This is a genomic window from Brevundimonas sp., from assembly GCF_035626975.1.
Classification (GTDB): domain Bacteria; phylum Pseudomonadota; class Alphaproteobacteria; order Caulobacterales; family Caulobacteraceae; genus Brevundimonas.
On record NZ_DASPMQ010000006.1, the window covers coordinates 153,848 to 172,581 of the forward strand.

Consider the following 18,734-nt stretch of genomic DNA (forward strand, 5'->3'; position numbering starts at 1 on the left):
CGGGCTATCGAAGGCGCTCCACAACCTCCGGGCGCTCCGCATGAAAATCCACCTGCTGATCCCGGCCAGAGGTTCCCTCCTCGCCCTCGCGGTCTGCGTGGCGGTGCTGGCCGTGAGCGTGACCGCGCCCGCGGCGGCGGCGGACTGGAAGCGGGCGGAGAGTCCGCGGTTCATCATCTACAGCGACGGCGACGCCGGTGTGCTCCGCGACTACACCCAGAAACTGGAGACCTTCGACCGGCTGCTGCGCGCGATCCACGGCCTGCCGCTGTCGGATATTCCCGAGCGCAAACTGCCGATCTATCTCGTCGGCAACCAGCGCGACATCCAGTATGTCCGGCTGGGTTCAGGTTCCGGCATTCAGGGATTCTATGCGGCGCGTGGCGAGGACATCTTCGCCGTAGCGGTGCGCACCCGCGGGCAGGACGAGGTCCTGCTGCACGAGTATGTGCACCATTTCATGCTACAGAACTTCTCGGCCGCCTATCCCGCCTGGCTGATAGAAGGTTACGCCGAATACTTCATGACCACGGACATCGGATCGACCCACATCGCCGTGGGCCGTCCGGATCCCGATCGCGTCGCATGGCTGGCGACCGAGACCTGGCTTCCCCTGACCGACGTGCTGTCCAAACGGCCCGGCGAGTTTCGCGACCTCGAGGACAGGGTTCTCTATTACGGCCAGGCCTGGCTCATCACGCACTACTTCATGTCCGATCCCGACCGGCGCAAAACGCTGTGGGCCTATGTCGACGCCGTGGGATCCGGACAGGATCCGGTCGCGGCCCTGGAGGCCGCCACCGGCATGACGGCGCCCGCTTTCGAGCAGGCCCTGCGCGACTATTTCCGGGGCAGCACGCGCATTACGAACTATCGCGCCGACCTGTTTCCGCAGGTCACGATCAGCGTGTCCGAACTGGGCGCGGCAGAAGACGATCTGATGCTGCTGTCGCGCAGGCTTATCATCGGCGCGCCGCAGGACGAACGCGCGGCCACGGCGGAGGCGGTCCGACGCGCGGCGGCTCGGCACGGCCGCGACCCGTTCGCCCGTCTGACCCTCGCCCGTGCGGAGCTGGTTTTCGGCGACAAGGTCCGCGGGGTCACGCTGCTGGAAGACCTGCTGGAAGACCACCCGGAGAACGTCGAGGCGCTCCAACACCTCGCCAGCGCGAAGCTGACCGCCGCGCGCGAGGACGGCGAGGACGGGACGCTGAGGGAGGCGCAGGCCCTGCTGGCGCGCGCCTACGCGCTCGATCCCGGTCAGTACCGGACCTATCTGCTGCTGGCGCGGGCCCGGGAGGGCGCGCCCAGCTATCCGACCGACAACGATCTGGAGACCTGGCAACTGGCTTATTCGCTTGCGCCCCAACTGACCGAGGTGCGCGTTGGCGCGGCCCGGGCGCTGATCATGCGCGACCGGTTTGACGAGGCGATCGCCATCCTGGGGCCCGTGGCCAACGATCCTCACGGCGGCGAGGGCGCCGCGATCGCCAGCCAGATGATCGTCATGGCCCGGGCGCGACAGACGCCGCCGGAGGCCATGGACGAGGATGTGCGCGCCGGCGAGGCGGAAGCTCCGCCCGCGCGCTAGACCAGCACGTTGAAGACCACGTGCACCACCGTGGCGCCCAGCACGATGAGGCCGAAGCCGACGATCAGGCTGAGGGCGGGGTGCACGTCGTGATGGTCCGGAGGCGGGGGGGCGGGATCGTTGAGAGCCATGGCCGTTCCTTCGTTTCCAAAGGCGGCGCCCGATTGCGTGACCGGGTCGTCTCGCCTGACAGGACAATGACTCCGAAAGCCCTTCGTTGCGAGGGGTTATTCACATCGGGTGACATCGAGGCCCGTCCGGGGTAACTCCCGCCGCCCCCCTCGCGAGGGCGTCGCCCTCGCCTCGGGTGACATTCGCGCCGGGCCGCGCTAGTTCGCGCGGCCCAAGGATCGAACATGTCGAAACTGACCCTCCAGCAGGAGGCCCTGCGCCGCAGGACCTTCGCCATCATCGCGCACCCCGACGCCGGCAAGACCACGCTGACGGAGCATATCCTGCTGGCCGGCGGAGCCATCCGCGCGGCCGGGGCGGTGCGGGCGCGCGGTGAGAACCGGCGCACCCAGTCGGACTGGATGAAGATCGAGAAGGAGCGCGGCATCTCGGTCTCGGCCTCGGTCATGACGTTCGAGCACGACGGCAAGATGTTCAACCTGCTGGACACGCCGGGCCACGAGGACTTTTCGGAAGACACCTACCGGACGCTGACCGCCGCCGACTGCGCCATCATGGTGCTGGACGCCGCCAAGGGCATCGAGCCGCAGACCCTGAAGCTGTTCGAGGTCTGCCGCCTGCGCGACATCCCGATCATCACCTTCATCAACAAGCTGGACCGCGAGGCCCAGGACCCGATGGCCCTGCTGGACGAGATCGCCTCGCGGCTGCAGCTCGACCCCGCTCCCATCTGGTGGCCGGCCGAGAGCGGCAACCGCCTGCGCGGCATGGTCGAGATGGGCACGGGCCGGTTCCAGCCCTACGCCCGCAAACCGGCCGGCTCGGCCGAGGATGTGCCGCATCCGGAGGCCCTGCCGCTGGCCGAGGCCGGCCGCTATTTCGAGGCCGGCGAGCACGAGGCGCTGATGGAGGCGCAGGATCTGGTCGAGGGCGGCTATCCGGCCTTCGACCGCCAGTCCTTCCTCGAGGGCCATATGACGCCGGTGCTGTGGGGTTCGGCGCTGCGCCACTTCGGCATCGAGGAGCTGCTGGCCGCGATCGGCGAATGGGCCCCCGCGCCCAAGACGATGAAGGCCCAGAAGGCCGCGCCCGCCGGAACCCGCAACGCCGCCGAACCGGTCTCCGCGACGGTCCAGCCGGGCGACAACGAGGTCACCGGCTTCGTCTTCAAGGTCCAGGCCAACATGGATCCCAACCACCGCGACCGCATCGCCATGTTCCGCATGGCCTCGGGCAAGTTCACGCGCGGCATGAAGCTGAAGGTGCAGAACACCGGCAAGCAGCTGTCGGTCAACGCCCCCATCATGTTCTTCGCCTCGGACCGCGAACTGGCCGAGGACGCCCACGCCGGCGACGTCATCGGCATCCCGAACCACGGCGTGCTGCGCGTCGGCGACAGTCTGTCGGAGAGCGGGCTGATCCGCTTCGCCGGCCTGCCGAACTTCGCTCCCGAAATCCTGCAGCGGGTGCGGGTCAAGGATCCGCTGAAGGCCAAGCATCTGAAGAAGGCGCTGGACGGCCTGGCCGAGGAGGGCGTGACCCAGCTGTTCCGGCCCGAGATGGGCTCGGACTTCATCGTCGGCGCGGTCGGCCAGCTGCAGTTCGAGGTCATGGCCGACCGGCTGGGCGAGGAATACGGGCTGGAGGTCATCTTCGAGCCGTCGCCCTTCTCCGAAGCCCGATGGATCGGCGGGACGAAGGCCGACCTCGAGGACTTCATGGGCAAGTACCGCGGCCAGATGGCCCGCGACATCGACGACGACCCGGTCTTCCTCGCCAAGTCGAGCTGGGAGACCGGCTATGTGATGGAGCGGTTCCCGAACGTGGCCTTCACGAAGACGAAGGAACGGGGGTAGCGGCCGCGCGGCCTTCCTCGAACCACTGGAAGGCCTGTTCGACGGTGATCCAGTCGGGACCGGCGAGGGTCAGGCCGGTCGGAATGTCGGCGAGGCGGATACGCCCGTCATGGATTCGGATCGGGCGCGGTTGGCCCGCCTTCGGCAGCGGGTCCGTGAGGAAAAACTCCAGAGGGGTGATCCGGTCTTCGTCATCCAGTTCACGCAGCCGCGACGAGGCCGCGTCGTGCCACCCCGGGAACCGGTCCTCTGTCCAGGCCAGGGCGCCGTCCCATGTCGGCGTGCCAGGGAGCCCGGCGACCAGAAGGAGGATGCTCTCGCCCCGGGGACAGGGCTCGTTTCGGGTCTGGTAGAAGTCCCACAGGTCGTTGAAGGCGAAGCGACCTTCACCGGTCTCCGGCGTTAGCGACCAGAAAGTCCGCTGTGGCGGGCCAGGATCGCCTCGCGTCACCCGCAACGTCGCCCGTTCCGTCTCGTACGAGGATCGCGACCCACCGCCATCGCAGGACAGGATGCGGGCCTCGAGCAAGCCGAGCGCCGACCGAAAGAAGTCCCGGACCGGATAGGGCGTGGCGGCGAAGGCGGCGGGAGCGTCGGCGTGGTCGCGCAGCCGCCCCAGAAAAGCGTCATCGTCATGGAGGACGGGTTCCAGCGCCAGAACCGCCCCGTTCTCGTCGCGGAAGACGACATATCGCATGTCGGGATCGAGCGTCGGTACGCCGCCGCAACTGTTCGACCCGTCGAGATTGAAGCCGATGTCGCCCCCATCCCAGAACGCCAGGTCGCGGTGTCGGCCCTCAGCCGTGCTCCGTTCGCCGAGGGAGAAGCTGATGTTGCGCGTCGCAGGCGTCCGCCTCAGGTCGGTGAAGCGCTCCCAACGTCCTGCGGACCACTCGCTGTCGCGATCGGTTTCATCACGCCGGGGCGCGATATAGCGCATCAGTGCGAAGCGATCCGGCGACCTGCCCTTCAGTCGCTCGATTACCGATCCGATATAGATCGGCGATACCCCTTCATCGGAGAAGTTCTGACATTCCTCCGGTCCCCGCTCCCATGCTGAATCGTCGTCATAGACCTCAGGATGGGTGAAGCCGTCGGGATAACGGGGGCATCGCGCCGGCGGAGGCGGCTCAACCCTGATCCAGTCCACCGTCGCTGAGCGTGCGAGCACGTCCCGACCCGGCGGCTGTCCGAAATCCTCGTAGGTGTTCCAGTTGACGCGGCTACAGGACCACGCGGGCGCGGCGGCCATACAGGCGCTGACGGTGACGATCATCGTGACGAGGCGCATGCTCTCAACTCCCACCCGAGCGGACACTGGACGGGGATCGCCGAGGTGTCGAGACGGAGGCCTTCACGAAGACGAAGGAACGGGGCTAGGCGCCGGGGACGGTGCGCGGAGGGTGAACATCGGCAGGAAGGCCTGCATCAGCGGCCCCGTCGACAGGGTGTAGAGGATGGTGCCCACGCCCACCGCCCCGCCCAGCATCCAGCCGAGGGCGAGCACGGCGGCCTCGATCCCCATCCGCACCCAGCGGACCTGCCAGCCGGTCAGGCGCACCACGCCGGTCGTCAGCCCGTCGCGGGGGCCCGCGCCCAGCCCCGCGCCGATATAGGCCCCGGTCGCCACCCCGTTCAGGACGATGGCGGCGATCAGGAAGAGGGACCGCAGCGCGAGCCCCTCGACGGGCGGCAGCAGCCACAGCGCCGCGTCGGTGGCTACGCCGATCACCAGCACGTTGGACAGGGTGCCGATCCCCGGCCACTGGCGCAGCGGAATCCAGACCAGCAGCACCAGCGCCCCGACGCCGTTGACGACCATGCCGAGGCTGACCCCGGTGACCTCCGACAGCCCCTGATGGAACACGCCCCACGGGTTCATGCCGAGGCCGCCGCGGACCATGAGGGCGATCGACAGGCCGTAGAGCAGCAGGCCGATCTGGAGCTGGGTGAAGCGACGAATGAACATGATCAAAGGCTAGCAAGAATGGCCTTGTTTTATAGGGCCACTTTGCGGATGGTGGCCCTATGCGCCAGGCCGTCGTCAATCCGGTCCTCCTGACGCGGCAGCTGCAAGGCTGGCGCGCGTCGAACGACGACGCGGCCTATCGCAGCCTCGCCGAGGCGCTGAAGCTGCTGGTGCTGGACGGCCGGCTGGCGCTGAACGCCCGGCTGCCCGGCGAGCGGCGTCTGGCCGAGGCCCTGGGCGTCAGCCGGATCACCGTCAGCGCGGCGCTGGACCGGCTGCGCGCCGAGGGGTTCGTGATCAGCCGGGTCGGTTCGGGCAGTTTCACCGCCCTGCCGCCGGGACCGGCGACGCGGCCCGATCCCCTGCATCAACTGGAGCCCTCGGGCCTGATCGACATGGCGACCGCCGTGGCGCCCGCGGGGGCGGAGGTGCACGCCGCCTATGCGCAGGCGCTGGCCTCCCTGCCCGCTCATCTGCCGGGACATGGCTACGGGCCGGTCGGGGTGGACTCCCTGAGGCGCGCCATCGCCGGGGCCTATGACTCCATGGGGCTGGCGACTCCGGCGGACGCCATCGTGGTCACGGCCGGGGCGCAGAACGCCTTCGCCCTGTTGCTGCGCGCCCTGTGCCGTCCGGGCGACGCCGTGGTCATCGACCATCCGAGCTTTCACCACGCCATCGACGCGATCACCCGCGCGGGCTTGAAACACCTTCCCGTGCCGCTTGCCGCGGACGGATGGGACATCGACGCGCTGACCGCGACGATCAAGCGGGCGCGGCCGCGCCTGATCTATCTGATCGGCGCCCATCACAATCCGACCGGGCGGGTGATGACCGCCGATCAGGAGGCCGCTGTCGCGGACGCGGCGCATCGGGCCGGGTCCGTCCTGGTCTTCGACGACACCCTGCGCGAGCTGTGGTTCGACACGCCGCCCCCGGCGCCGAAAGCGCTTGGTCCGCACGTCGTCCGCCTGGGTTCGACCAGCAAGGCGTGGTGGGGCGGTCTCCGGATCGGCTGGATCCGGGCGGGGGACGAGGTGATCGACGCCGTCGTCCGCAGCCGGGCGTCGATGGATCTCGGCGTGCCGATCATCGAGCAATTGGCCGCCGCCATCCTGATCGCCGGCGACCCCGCACCGCTGATCGAACGGCGCCGTCGCATCGCCGCCCAGGAAGCGTGTCTGCGGCGCAGCCTGTCCGAAGCCTTGCCGGACTGGCGCGTCGAACGCCCGCCGGGGGGTTTGTCCCTGTGGGTCGCCCTGCCGCGTCCCGTCAGTGAACGGCTGGCCCTGTCGTCGGTGCGGCATCGGGTTCGCATCGCCCCCGGAACCCGGTTTGGCGTTGGCGGCGAGTTCCGCCGATTCATCCGGCTGCCGTTCACCCTGCCCGAGGCCGAACTCGAACGCGCCGTCGACGGTCTTGCGGCGGCCTGGCGCGGCATGGACGGACAGGGTCGGACCAGGGCCGTCGGCTTCGTCAGCGATCCGTCGGTGCTCTGACGACCGCCGCAGGCCGCATCCGCGCCAGTTGCACGAACAGCACCCCCGCCCCGGCCAGCGCCAGCCCGATCACCTGCATCACGCTGAGCCGTTCGCCGAGGAACAGCACCGCCAGCACGGCGATCTGGATCAGCATGGTGTTGTTGATCAGGCTGGATTCCAGGGCGCTGAGCACCGCCTGGGCGCGGTTCCACAGCCAGAAGGCCAGGGCGGTGTTGGCGGCGGCCAGCCAGCCGACGATCAGCCAGCCGCGCGGGCTGATCTCCGGCCAGCCCTGCACCGCGACGCCGGTGGTCAGCAGGGCCGCGGCGCCGGCGGCCATGCTGACGGCGGTGATCAGCGACGGCGGCAGGCCGATGTCGCGGTTGACCTTGCGGCCCAGCAGGCTCTGGCCGGCGTTGGCCAGCACCCCGACGGCGCCGATGACCAGACCGATCACCGCCCCCGCCGGCAGGGCCTTCGACAGGAAATACAGGGCCGCGCCGCCGAGAAAGACGGCGACGCCCGCCATCTCGCGCCAGCCGACATGCTCGCCCAGCAGGACGCCGCCGAGGATGGCGACCAGCGCCGGGGTGAAGGCCAGCATCAGGCTGAGCGTCGTCGCGGGCAGGTACGTCAGGGCGAGGAACTGGCAGGCCTGGGTCACCGCGTACTGCAGCAGGCCGAAGGCGATCAGCAGGGCCCATCGCCTGCGGCCGCATTCAGCCAGCCGCCTGCGGTTGGCGGAGGTCAGGATGATCGGCGAGAGCAGCAGGGCGGCCAGCGCATAACGCAGGCCCGCAAACGGCAGCGGCGCGATGTCGACCAGCCCCCATTTGATCAGCACCCAGGACGACGACCACAGCAGGGTCACGAACAGGGCGGCGGCGATCGCCGTCAGATGGGCGCGGCTCAGGTGCGGGGTCATGGACGGCTGATGCCCGGCTTGCGGCGCGTGGCCTAACGACTTATCGGACGCTGTTCGTGAGTTTTTCGCACATGAAGCCACCCTCGCTCGCCCCCTCCCCGGCCCTGCCGCTGAAGGCGCTTCAGGCCTTCGAGGCGACCATGCGGCTCGGCGGCATGGGCCGGGCGGCGGAGCGGCTCGGCGTCACCCACGGCGCGGTCAGCCGCCAAATCGGCCTGCTGCAGCAGGCCCTGGGCCATCCCTTGTTCGAAGGGCCCCGCAACGCCCGCCGGCCAACCGCCGAGGCCGACCGGCTGTGGACGGAGATCGCGCCCGCCTTCGCGGCTCTGGAGCAGGCGATCGCGGGACGCGGAAGAGTCGGGCGTCGGGTCAGGGTGTCGTGCCTGTCGACGCTGGCGGCGCGCTGGCTGATCCCGCGCCTGCCGGACTTCGCCGCCGCCGCACCGGATGTGGTGGTTGAGCTGACGGAATCCTACGCCGCGCTGGACCGCACCCTCGGCGGCGCCGACCTGGCCATCCGCATGTCGACCGCGGACGCGGCGTGTCCCGAGGGCCTGGAGGCCGTGCCTTTCATGGACAATGCCATCGGCGTGGTCACGGCTCCCGGCGGCGCGCCCGATGTGCGGCTGGTCTCGCGCTCTCATCCGTCCGCCTGGACGAACTGGACGACACAGACCGGTCGGCCCGCCCCGGCCGGCGGCCCGATCGAGTTCGATCATCAGCAGACCATGATCGAGGCGGCGGCGGCGGGACTGGGCGCCGCGGTGGCCCAGCGCCCGCTGGTCGAGGCGGATCTCGCCGGCGGACGGCTGTGGGCGCCCCACGGATTTGTGACCGACAGCGCGGTGTTCGCCGTCTTCCACCGGCATGGCGAGACGGGGCCGCCCGCACGGCGATTTCTGGCCTGGCTGAAGCAACAGGGCGACCGCGCCGGGTGAACAGCCGCCCTTCCCCCGGTCCCTCCGGCGTGGTTCTCTGTGGACCAGCAAAGCGGCGCGGGGGCGCGCCGTGGAGGTCCCGATGTCCGTGATGGCCTTGATGGCCCTGCTATCCGTCAACGCCCAGGAGCGGGACCGTCCCGTGTCCTATGAAGAAGCCGTGCGGTGCGCGGGGCTGACCCAGGCGGCGTCGGAACTCGAAGGCGGCGAGAGCGGCGAGGGCCGGTCGCTGTACGATGCGGCGCTCTACTGGTCGCTGACCGCGATCCAGGCGGCCGGGACGGCGGCGCGTCCGCCCGCCCTCGCCGAGGCCGACCAGACCCGGGCCCGCATCCGGGCCGTGCGGGAACTCAGCGCCGGCGACGTCGAGGCCCGCGCCGCCCTGCAACGCTGCCGGGCGCTGGCGCCGCGCCTCGGCTGAACCGGGCCGCGCGGGGGCCTCCCACGGCGAAGCCGAACCTCCGGCGCGGCGTTGCGTTTGCAATGGCAGCGAGAGGGACGGTTGTCAGTCCCGAAGCGGGACGGAGCGCGGGTCACCCCATGTTCGAATTCGGCCGGGACCTGAGGAAGTTGTTCGAGAAGGCGCGCGAGAGCGACGATCTCGGCTGGCTGGAGCTGATCGGGGCCGACCTGGTCGAGGCCGAGGCGCGCCGGGAGGCGGTCGACGCCGGCCGCGTCTCGTGCGCCCGGCCCTTTGACACCTGGATGCGGGCCTCGGCCCTGTGGCGTGAGCACGCCCGCCGCACGGGCCGGCGCGAAAGCCTCGAGCGGGCGGCGAAATGTGCGTCCGACGCGGCCCGGCACACGGCCACCCCGGACCAGACCGCCTCCGCCGCGATCGAATCGGGCGAGATTCACCTGCTGCGCTTCGACCTGTTCGGCGGACCGGCGACCCTGACGGCGGCGCTGGCCGACGCCCAGTCCCTGACCGCCGAGCGGCCGGTGACCCGGGCGGCGGCGGCGGCCCTGCACGCCCGGCTGTGCGCCCGGCGCGCGCGGCTGTCGGGCCAGCCCTCGAGCCTGCTGGACGCGGCGGCCCTGCTGGACGCGGCATTGCATGGCTCGCGCGCCCTGCCCCCCTCGATCGGCGACGAACTGCGCCTCGACCGGGCGGCGCTGGCGCTGGAAGCCGGCGTGGCGCGGCGCGACGGCCGGCTGCTGGATCAGGCGGGCCGCGATCTGCGCGCCCTCGTCGAGAGCGCGTCGCCCGACTACCGGCCCCTGACGCGGGCCCGGGCCCTGGCCCTCGCCGGAGCCGGCCTGATGGCGCTGGCTGGCCTGGCCGGGAACACCGCGGCCAGGGACCAGGGACAGGCCCTGTTCGACGCCGCCGCCGATCAGTTCACGCCGGACCACAGCCCGCTTGACTGGGTCGCCGTGCGCATCGCGCAGGTCCAGGCGGACACGCCGCTGTTGCTGTTGGCCGAAGCCGAGGCCCTGACGCGCGAGCCCGGCCTGATCCTCGGCGCCCTGGCGCGTGAACGCCGGCTGGCCGCCGAGGCCGCGCTGGCCGAGGCCATGAAGGACGTCGAGGCCCTGACCGGACTCGAGGCGATCATCCGGCGCCGCCTGGCCGATGCGGCGCGCACGGAGCCGCTCGACTGGGCCGCCGACCAGATCGGCATGGCGCACCTGGCCATGGCCAAGGGGCGGTTGACGGCGACCCAGCCGCGCGCGGTGGGGCTGATGCTGGCCGAGGCGATGGAGACGGCCCGCGAATGGGGCGCGCCGTCGCTGATGCAGCGGGCCGTGCTGGCCACGCCGGAAACCGTCGCGCGGGCCTAGGTTCTAGCCCCCGAGGGCCACGAAGCCGCCGTTGCCGAAGCAGGGCTTGCCATAGCGCAGCGGCTGGCCGTCCTCGGCCATGACGCGGCCGCCGGCCGCCTCGAGCACCGCCTGCCCCGCCGCCGTGTCCCACTCGGACGTGGGGCCGGTGCGCGGATAGGCGTCGAACCGGCCCTCGGCGATCAGGCAGAATTTCAGCGACGAATCGGTGCCCTGCCATTGCACGCAGCCATGGCGCGAGGCGAGGCGCTCGGCCTCGACGTCGGTCATGCTGTGGCTCATCACGGCCATCGGCGAGGCGGGGCGGTTGCGCACCTTGATCGCCTGCCAGCCCTCGCCGAAGCGACGACGGAAGGCGCCGGCGCCGGGCGCGGCGCTGCGCCAGGTGGTGGCGGTGGCCGGGGCGGTGACCACGCCGGCGACGACTGCGCCCTTGTGCACCAGGGCGATGTTTACGGTGAAGCTCTCGCGGCCCTCGACGAAGCCACGAGTGCCGTCCAGGGGATCGATCAGCCAGAACCAGTCGGCGGCCTCGGCCGGGGCGCCGTCGGCGGCGACGGCCTCCTCGGCCACCGTCTGGACGCCGGGATACAGCGCCTCCAGCCGCTCCAGGATCAGGGCCTCGGCCTCGCGGTCGGCGCGGGTCACCGGGCTGTCGTCGGCCTTGGCCTCGACCACGACGCCGTTGCGCCAGTAGGGAAGGATGACGCGGGCGGCGTCCTCGGCGATGTCGGCCAGCGCCTCGGTCAATGCGCCCGAGGCGAGGTCGGCGGTCAGTCGTTTGCTCATGGGGGCTCCGATAGACCATCGCGACGGTTTGAAGAACCGGCAAATCAGGGCAGCGTTCGCGCGACCGATCACCTGTTGTTTTCGAGCCCGATGACCGACACCGCCGCCCAATCCGCCCTTCCCGACGGCCAGGCCCTGGCGGCGCTGGTCGCCGGCAAGCTGTGCCACGACTTCATCAGCCCCGCCGGAGCGATCAGTTCGGGCCTGGATCTGCTGAAGGACCCCACCGCCCAGGACATGCGCGACGACGCCATGGGCCTGATCGAGGCCAGCGCGAAAAAGATGGTGGCGCTGGTGGCCTTCGCCCGGGTGGCCTTCGGGGCCTCCACCTCCGCCGAGCGCTTCTCCGGCGCGGAATTGGGGGAGTTGGTCGCCGGACTGGCTGACGGCGGGCGGGCGACGCTGGACTGGCGCGCCGACGGCGGCGACTATTCCAGGGCGCAAGCTCGCGCACTTGTGAACCTGGCCTGGCTGACCCTGGCGGCCCTGCCCTCCGGCGGCGCGGCGGTGATAACCACCCGGCGCGGGGGTGGCGATCTCGAGATCACCGGCCTCGCCGAGGGCGCGCGGGCGCGGCTGAAACCGGAAGCCGTGGCCGGACTGGCGGGCCAGCCGTTGACGGAAGGCCTGCAGGGGCAATGGATCCAGCCCTACTGGCTGTGGCTGACGGCGCACGACGCCGGCGGGACCCTGGAGGTGCAGGCCGCGGAAGGCCGCGTCTCGCTGATCATCCACATGCCTAACTGAGGTTTAAGCCGGTTTCCCAAGGACTCATTAACCGGCGCGCGGTGATTATAGCGAGTATGCACACGCAAGCGTTGTGCGCGTTAATTTCGGAACCCAGGCCGTGACCCCCAGAACCTGTCTGATCGTCGACGACAGCCGGATCATCCGCAAGGTCGCCCGGCGCATCGTCGAGGGCCTCGGCTTCGAGGTCGACGAAGCCGCCGACGGTTCCGAGGCCCTCGCCTTCTGCGGCGGCGTCATGCCCGAGGTCATCCTGCTGGACTGGTCGATGCCGGTGATGGACGGCATGACCTTCCTGCGCCGCCTGCGCACCCTGCCCGGCGGAACCGGACCCAAGGTCCTGTTCTGCACCATCGAGACACGCGCTGAACGCATCGCCGAGGCCCTGTCGGCCGGCGCCGACGACTATGTGATGAAGCCGTTCGACGGCGAGATCCTCACATCGAAATTCGCCGAGGTGGGGGCCGTCTGAACCCATGTCGCCCGAGGACTTCGACCGCCTGCAGTCCCTGATGGCCTCGCGCGCCGGGTTCCGGCTGACGCGCGACCGCATGAAGCTGGCCGAGCACCGGCTGGGCCCGCTGGCGCGCCGCGAAGGCTATGAGACCGTCGACGCCCTGCTGGCCTCGCTGTGGGCCAGGCCGGTGGCGGCGCTCGGCTGGGCCGTGATCGAGGCGCTGCTGAACCCCGAGACCTGGTTCCGGCGCGACCGCGCGACCTTCGACACCTTCTCCGGCGAACTGTTGCCCGCCCTCTCGGCCGCGCGCGGCGGCGCGGCGGTCAAGGTCTGGTCGGCGGGGTGCTCGACCGGCCAGGAGGCCTGGTCCCTGGCCATCGGCGCCATGGACGCCGGCTTCCCGGTGGAGATCGTCGCCACCGACCTGTCGCAGCGCGCGCTGGAGAAGGCCCGCTCGGGCGCCTACACCGGCTTCGAGATCCAGCGCGGCCTGAAGGCCACGACCATGCTGGCCTGGTTCGACCAGGCCGAGGACAACTGGATCGCCAAGTCCCGGTTGCGCGCCACAGTGCATTTCGCCCGCGCCAACCTGCTGGACCCCCCGGCCGACGACCACCGCTTCGACGTGATCTTCTGCCGCTATGTGCTCGGCGACATGGAGCCGGCCCGCCGCGCCCAGGTGCTGGACAATCTGGAGCGGCGGCTGGTCAACGACGGCTGCCTGTTCCTGGCCCCGGACGAGGCCCTGGAAGGCGACAGCATCGCCTTCCGTCCCGTGAACGGCCGCAAGGGCCTGTTCGTCAAGACGCCCGCGGCGCTGCGCCGCGCGGCCTGAGGTTCCGTCCCCGACCGGGGCGCGAGACACAACCTGCAGGCTATAAATAACGCTGTCACGCGAATTTGCGTACGGCGGCGTACCGTGTCACGGTCCCGCCCGCCGGGGGGCGTGACCAGACCATTCTCCGTCCGGGTGAAGGCGCGGGTCCTCCGCCGCCACAAGGAACCCCCGAGATGGCGACGATCAACGGCACCGGCGCGCCCGAAACCCTGCCCGGAACAGCGGACGCGGACGACATCCACGGTTTCGGCGGCAACGATGTCATCAACGGCGGCGGCGGCGGCGACCTGATCGAGGGCGGGGACGGCGCCGACTACCTGAACCACAACACCTCGACCGACTATCGGCTCGAAGACGGGTCCGCCGACAGCCTGTACGGCGGCGCCGGCAACGACGTCATCGACGTCGGGGCCTTCGACGCCGCCGACGGCGGCGACGGGATCGACCGGATCACCTTCTACTCCACCCAGAACTACTACGGCTCCGGCGGCGTGAACTGGGACCTGACGGGCGTCACCGACGTCAACGCCTGGCTCAACAGCACGTTCAGCGGCTGGCTCACGGTCTCGAATTTCGAGCAGATCGGCCTGGTCGGGACCGACGGCGGCGACGTCATCATCGGCAACGACCTCGATCCGGGCCTCAGCTCCACCATGGAAGGCTACGGCGGCGCTGACCGGCTGGAGGGCCGCGGCGGGCGCGACGAACTGTACGGCGGCGACGGCGACGACATCCTGCGCGGCGACGACGGCGACGACGTCGTCGACGGCGGCGCCGGAAACGACGACATCCAGGGCGGCGCCGGATTTGACATGTTCTACACCCGGGTGACCGGCGTAGACCCGCTGGCGGTGACGATCGATCTGACCATCGCCACGGCCCAGGACACCGGCGCCGGCAACGACACCATCAGCGGCGTCGAGCAGCTGCGCGGCTTCGCCGCCGCGGCCAACCAGACCTTCCACTTCCTCGGCGACGCCAGCAGCAACCTGCTGATCGGAAGCCTGGGCGCCGACACCCTGGACGGCCGGGACAGCAACGACATCCTGCGCGGCGGGGCCGGCGCCGACGCGCTGATCGGCGGAAATGGCTTCGACGAGGCCAGCTATTTCGGCTCGGACGCCGGGGTGAGCATCGACCTGACCGCCAACACGGCGTCCGGCGGCTACGCCCAGGGCGACACCTTCAGCGGCATCGAGAACGTCAACGCCACCGAGTTCAGCGACAGCCTGACCGGCGACGGCCTCGCCAACCGCTTCGTCGGCAACGGCGGCGTCGACACCCTGAACGGCCTGGCGGGGGCGGACAGCCTGGTCGGGGGGGCCGGCGCAGACGTCATCAACGGCGGCGACGACAACGACCAGATCTGGAGCCACGTCCAGAACGAAACCAGCGCCGACAACGCCGTGGACGTCATCGACGGCGGCGGGGGCAACGACAACATCACCGTCGGCGAGGGCGACATCGCCGAGGGCGGTTCGGGCACGGACCAGGCCTTCGCCAGCTTCCACGGCCGCGGCTCGGCTATCACCCTGGACATGAGCGCGGGCGCCGAGGCGGCGATCGAGGCGCTGGGCGGCTTCCAGCTCAGCGGCTTCGAGGCGTTCCACGTGACCGGCACGGCCTTCGGCGACCAGATCACCGGCAGCGCCGTGGGCGAGCTGATCAACGGCGGCGAGGGCGATGATGCCCTGATCGGCGGCGGCGGCCTCGACACCCTGCTGGGTGGCCTGGGGAACGACAGCCTCGACGGCGGGGTGGCCAACGACATGCTGCGCGGCGGCTTCGGCGACGACACCTACTATCTGGACGACGCCGGCGATGCGGCCCTGGAGTTCGCCAACGAAGGTGTGGATGAGGTCCGCACCGCCCTGGCCAGCCATACGCTGGCGGCCAATGTCGAAAACCTGGCCTTCACCAGCGCCGCCAATCACACCGGCGTCGGCAACGCGTCCGGCAACGTCCTGACCGGCCACGACGGCGATGACACCCTGACCGGCGCCGGGGGCGACGACATCATCAATGGCGGCGCTGGCAGCGACACGGCGGTGTTGGCCGGAAACCGCGCGGACTGGACCGTCAACCATCTCCCCGACGGCGTTCACGTCTTCAACGGGACCGAGACGAACATTCTGACCGGTGTCGAATTCCTCGCCTTCGCGGACGGAACCTTCCCGGTCGCCGCGCCGAACATCATCGACGGCACGGAGGACGGCGACACCTTGGCGGGCGATGACGTGACGCCGGCGGTCGACATCATCCATGGACTGGGCGGCGACGACACCCTTCGCGGCCATGGTGAGACAGACAGCCTCTACGGCGACGCCGGCTTCGACATCGTGTTTGGCGGCGACGGCGCCGACCACATCGAGGGGGGTGACGACGCGGACACGCTCCACGGCGAGGCCGGAAACGACGCTGTGCTCGGCGACGCGGGAGACGACGTCCTTCACGGCGAGGGTGGAGACGACATCCTGACCGGCGGCATCGGCTTCGACACCCTCTACGGCGGAGAGGGCGACGACGACCTCGACGGCGGCGATGGCTACGACATCCTCCATGGCGCCGCCGGCGCGGACACTCTCGTGGGCGGAGAGGGCGCCGACGATCTTTCCGGGGGCGATGACGCCGACATCCTGCTCGGCGGCGAGGGCGGCGACACCCTCGTCGGCGAAGGGGGCGCCGACCACCTTGAGGGGGGGACTGACAGCGACCAGCTGACCGGCGGCGCGGGGGCGGATTACCTGGACGGCGGGGCCGGAATCGATCACGCCCGATACACCACCGCCGTCACTTTCAACCTGACCACTGGTGTCGGCACGGGCGACGCCGCGGGTGATGTCTGGGTCAGCATCGAAGAGTTCTCCCTGTCGGAATTCAACGACGATGTCACCGGATCGACGGCCGCAGAGCGCATCTACGGAGGGGGAGGCGACGACACCCTGCACAGCGGCGGCGGCGGAGGTTTCCTGCTCGGGATGGACGGCGCCGACCATCTGGTCGGCGGCGATGGATCCGAGAACGATTACCTCATGGGCGAAGGCGGGGACGATCTCATCGAGGGCGGCGCAGGCATGGACCTTCTGGAGGGCGGCGCGGGCACGGACATCCTCGACGGCGGGGCCGGCGACGACTTCGCCACCGTCTTCGGCGGCGCAACCATCGACCTGCGCGAGGCGGGATCACAGTTCGTAAGCGCGACCGAGGGCTGGGATACCCTCATCTCGATCGAGAACCTGTTCGGCTATAACGGATCGGTCAACTTCACCGGCAACAGTGCGTCCAACTACCTCGGCGGCGACTCGCAGGATGACGTCCTTCGGGGAATGGAAGGCAACGACAACCTCCAGAGCGGCGACGGGCAGGATAATCTCGAGGGTGGTGACGGCGACGACTCCCTCACAGCCGGCGGGGGCGCCGACCTGATGCGAGGCGGCGCCGGCATGGACGCCTTCTACGGCGGCGACGGCGTCGACACGGCGGACTACTCGCTCGCAGCGGGCGGCGTCACGGCGAGCCTGCTGGCCAACGCCGCGTCCAACGACGGCGACGGCGGGTCCGACACGATCTTCGACGTCGAGAACCTGACCGGCTCGTCCTTCGCCGACACCCTGACGGGCGATGCGAACGCCAACACCCTCGCCGGCGGCGCGGGCGCTGACAGCCTTAACGGCGGCGACGGCGACGACGTGCTGCGCGGCGGGGCCGGCGTGGATGTAATGACCGGCGGCGCTGGGATCGACACCGTCGACTATTCGCTGGCCGCGGCGGGCATGCGGGCCCAACTGAACTCGAACGCCTCGACCAACGACGGCGACGGCGGCACGGATACATTCTCGGGCATGGAGAACCTGACCGGCTCGGCCTTCAACGACGTGCTGATCGGCGACGGCGTCGCCAATGTTCTGCGCGGCGGCATGGGCGCCGACACCCTGCTGGGCCTCGTGGGCAACGACACCCTGTGGGGCGGCGCCGGCGCGCTCAACACGCTGCAGGGCGGGCTCGGGGACGACGTCTATGTGCTCGAGGCCGCCGACAGCATCACCGAACTGGTCGGCGAGGGGACCGACACCGTCGACGCCCGGATCAACACCTATGTCCTGGCCAACAATGTCGAACGGCTGATCTTCGGCGGGACGGGCAATTTCGCCGGCACGGGCAACGCCCTGGCCAATGTGATCACCGGCGGGGCGGGCAATGACGCCCTGCGCGGCCGGGGCGGCGTCGACGTGCTCAACGGCGGCCTGGGGATCGATACGGCCGACTACACCCTGGCCGCGGCCGGGGTGGTGGCGCGGATCGACCTGCAGCGGGCCACCAACGACGGCGACGGAGCCACCGACACCTATACCTCGGTCGAGCACCTGATCGGATCCAACTTCAACGACACCCTGATCGGCGGGGCCGGGGCCAACGTGCTGATGGGCGGCACCGGGGCCGACACCCTGCTGGGCCTCGGCGGCGACGACGTCCTGATGGGCGGCTCGGGCGGGGTCAACAACCAGCTGCAGGGCGGGGCGGGCAATGACTGGTATGTGCTGGACGCCTTCGACACCTGCGTCGAACTGGCCGGCGAGGGCGTCGACACGGTCGAGGCCCGGGTCGGCTCCTACACCCTGGCCAACCACATCGAGAACCTGGTCTACACCGGCCCGGGCAAGTTCGTCGGCAACGGCAACGCCCTGGACAACGTCCTGACCGGGGGGAACCTCAACGACATCCTGCGCGGCAAGGGCGGCAACGACACCATCCACGGCGGCCTGGGTCTGGACGAGGTGCAGTTCCGCGGGGCGAAGGCCGACTACACGGTCACCGCGGAAGGCTCCGGCTACCGGGTGGTCGACAGCGTGGGCGGCCGCGACGGCTCGACCTGGGTCGACAGCGTCGAACTGCTGCGCTTCATGACCGGCAACACCACCACGGTTCTCAGCTATGCGCCGCCGGTCCCGGCTCCGCTGGAGCCGGCGGCCAAGGCCGGCGGCGACACGGCCCAGGTCCTGCCGTTCCTGGCCGAGGACGACGCCTTCGCGCCGCCGGCCCCGCCCGCGGACCAGCCGCTGGTCCTGCCCGGCGTCGAGGATCCGCTCGTCCTGCCGGGTACCGACGAGGCCCCCCTGTTCCTCGCCCTCGAGGCCCGCCTCGCCCCCGCCGGCGGCTGGATTGCGTTCATCGACGACCAGGGCCGGCTGCTCGGCGACGCGGACCTGCGCAGCGACGACTGGATGG

General features: G+C 70.4%; 15 protein-coding genes. 10 read left to right on the forward strand and 5 right to left on the reverse strand.

The annotated features are described in order from the left end of the window. Positions 1–40: 40 nt before the first annotated feature. Entirely contained in the window at positions 41–1,591 is a 1,551-nt protein-coding gene (locus VEB62_RS02360; RefSeq protein ID WP_324795009.1) for a DUF1570 domain-containing protein, read from the forward strand. On the opposite strand, the gene VEB62_RS02365 is transcribed toward VEB62_RS02360, so the two are convergent. Beyond that, complete coding sequence (locus tag VEB62_RS02365; protein ID WP_324795011.1) at positions 1,588–1,722, reverse strand: hypothetical protein; 135 nt, start codon at positions 1,720–1,722, stop codon at positions 1,588–1,590. The genes VEB62_RS02360 and VEB62_RS02365 overlap by 4 nt on opposite strands. A 225-nt stretch (positions 1,723–1,947) precedes the next feature. On the opposite strand from VEB62_RS02365, the gene VEB62_RS02370 reads away from it, so the two are divergent. Beyond that, complete coding sequence (locus VEB62_RS02370) at positions 1,948–3,579, forward strand: peptide chain release factor 3 (RefSeq protein WP_324795013.1); 1,632 nt, start codon at positions 1,948–1,950, stop codon at positions 3,577–3,579. On the opposite strand, the gene VEB62_RS02375 is transcribed toward VEB62_RS02370, so the two are convergent. Beyond that, positions 3,554–4,870: a hypothetical protein gene (locus VEB62_RS02375; RefSeq protein WP_324795014.1), complete on the reverse strand. Its 1,317-nt coding sequence runs from the start codon at positions 4,868–4,870 to the stop codon at positions 3,554–3,556. The genes VEB62_RS02370 and VEB62_RS02375 overlap by 26 nt on opposite strands. 63 nt (positions 4,871–4,933) lie before the next feature. Continuing rightward, the gene (gene yczE, locus VEB62_RS02380; protein WP_324795016.1) at positions 4,934–5,548 is read right to left on the reverse strand and encodes a membrane protein YczE; all 615 of its coding nucleotides are present in this window, start codon (positions 5,546–5,548) and stop codon (positions 4,934–4,936) included. A 59-nt stretch (positions 5,549–5,607) separates the two neighbouring features. Here yczE and yczR point away from each other — a divergent pair, with 59 nt between their 5' ends. Then, complete coding sequence (gene yczR / locus VEB62_RS02385) at positions 5,608–7,047, forward strand: MocR-like transcription factor YczR (protein ID WP_324795017.1); 1,440 nt, start codon at positions 5,608–5,610, stop codon at positions 7,045–7,047. Here the strand turns inward: yczR and VEB62_RS02390 are convergent. Further along, on the reverse strand, positions 7,025–7,954 hold the full coding sequence (locus tag VEB62_RS02390) for a DMT family transporter (protein WP_324795019.1): 930 nt from the start codon (positions 7,952–7,954) through the stop codon (positions 7,025–7,027). The two genes, yczR and VEB62_RS02390, sit on opposite strands and share 23 nt — an antisense overlap. Before the next feature lie 71 nt (positions 7,955–8,025). On the opposite strand from VEB62_RS02390, the gene VEB62_RS02395 reads away from it, so the two are divergent. The 3 genes from VEB62_RS02395 (at position 8,026) to VEB62_RS02405 (ending at position 10,677) form a co-directional block, all read left to right on the forward strand. Further along, on the forward strand, positions 8,026–8,892 hold the full coding sequence (locus VEB62_RS02395) for a LysR family transcriptional regulator (RefSeq protein WP_324795021.1): 867 nt from the start codon (positions 8,026–8,028) through the stop codon (positions 8,890–8,892). A gap of 82 nt (positions 8,893–8,974) precedes the next feature. After that, positions 8,975–9,313, forward strand: coding sequence for a hypothetical protein (locus VEB62_RS02400; RefSeq protein ID WP_324795023.1), 339 nt, complete (start codon positions 8,975–8,977; stop codon positions 9,311–9,313). A gap of 119 nt (positions 9,314–9,432) precedes the next feature. Then, a complete protein-coding gene (locus VEB62_RS02405) occupies positions 9,433–10,677 on the forward strand; it encodes a hypothetical protein (protein WP_324795025.1) in 1,245 nt (414 codons plus the stop codon). 3 nt (positions 10,678–10,680) lie between these two features. Here VEB62_RS02405 and cysQ read toward each other — a convergent pair whose 3' ends face one another. Next, positions 10,681–11,466 (reverse strand): 3'(2'),5'-bisphosphate nucleotidase CysQ, encoded by a 786-nt coding sequence (gene cysQ / locus VEB62_RS02410; protein ID WP_324795027.1) that lies wholly within the window; start codon positions 11,464–11,466, stop codon positions 10,681–10,683. A 90-nt stretch (positions 11,467–11,556) separates the two neighbouring features. On the opposite strand from cysQ, the gene chpT reads away from it, so the two are divergent. The 4 genes from chpT to VEB62_RS02430 all read left to right on the forward strand — a co-directional run. Then, positions 11,557–12,213: a histidine phosphotransferase ChpT gene (chpT, locus tag VEB62_RS02415; RefSeq protein WP_324795028.1), complete on the forward strand. Its 657-nt coding sequence runs from the start codon at positions 11,557–11,559 to the stop codon at positions 12,211–12,213. Between the two features lie 100 nt (positions 12,214–12,313). Continuing rightward, complete coding sequence (locus VEB62_RS02420) at positions 12,314–12,685, forward strand: response regulator (RefSeq protein WP_324795030.1); 372 nt, start codon at positions 12,314–12,316, stop codon at positions 12,683–12,685. A 4-nt stretch (positions 12,686–12,689) separates the two neighbouring features. Then, complete coding sequence (locus tag VEB62_RS02425; protein ID WP_324795031.1) at positions 12,690–13,505, forward strand: CheR family methyltransferase; 816 nt, start codon at positions 12,690–12,692, stop codon at positions 13,503–13,505. Positions 13,506–13,681: 176 nt separating this feature from the next. Further along, positions 13,682–18,734, forward strand: a 5,053-nt coding sequence (locus VEB62_RS02430; RefSeq protein ID WP_324795033.1) for a beta strand repeat-containing protein, incomplete at its 3' end; no start/stop codon positions are given.

Bases quoted from the DNA above. Each gene is read 5' to 3' on its own strand.
- VEB62_RS02360 (WP_324795009.1), top strand. From the start codon at position 41: ATGAAAATCCACCTGCTGATCCCGGCCAGAGGTTCCCTCCTCGCCCTC.
- VEB62_RS02365 (WP_324795011.1), bottom strand. From the start codon at position 1,722: ATGGCTCTCAACGATCCCGCCCCCCCGCCTCCGGACCATCACGACGTG.
- VEB62_RS02370 (WP_324795013.1), top strand. From the start codon at position 1,948: ATGTCGAAACTGACCCTCCAGCAGGAGGCCCTGCGCCGCAGGACCTTC.
- VEB62_RS02375 (WP_324795014.1), bottom strand. From the start codon at position 4,870: ATGCGCCTCGTCACGATGATCGTCACCGTCAGCGCCTGTATGGCCGCC.
- yczE (WP_324795016.1), bottom strand. From the start codon at position 5,548: ATGTTCATTCGTCGCTTCACCCAGCTCCAGATCGGCCTGCTGCTCTAC.
- yczR (WP_324795017.1), top strand. From the start codon at position 5,608: ATGCGCCAGGCCGTCGTCAATCCGGTCCTCCTGACGCGGCAGCTGCAA.
- VEB62_RS02390 (WP_324795019.1), bottom strand. From the start codon at position 7,954: ATGACCCCGCACCTGAGCCGCGCCCATCTGACGGCGATCGCCGCCGCC.
- VEB62_RS02395 (WP_324795021.1), top strand. From the start codon at position 8,026: ATGAAGCCACCCTCGCTCGCCCCCTCCCCGGCCCTGCCGCTGAAGGCG.
- VEB62_RS02400 (WP_324795023.1), top strand. From the start codon at position 8,975: ATGTCCGTGATGGCCTTGATGGCCCTGCTATCCGTCAACGCCCAGGAG.
- VEB62_RS02405 (WP_324795025.1), top strand. From the start codon at position 9,433: ATGTTCGAATTCGGCCGGGACCTGAGGAAGTTGTTCGAGAAGGCGCGC.
- cysQ (WP_324795027.1), bottom strand. From the start codon at position 11,466: ATGAGCAAACGACTGACCGCCGACCTCGCCTCGGGCGCATTGACCGAG.
- chpT (WP_324795028.1), top strand. From the start codon at position 11,557: ATGACCGACACCGCCGCCCAATCCGCCCTTCCCGACGGCCAGGCCCTG.
- VEB62_RS02425 (WP_324795031.1), top strand. From the start codon at position 12,690: ATGTCGCCCGAGGACTTCGACCGCCTGCAGTCCCTGATGGCCTCGCGC.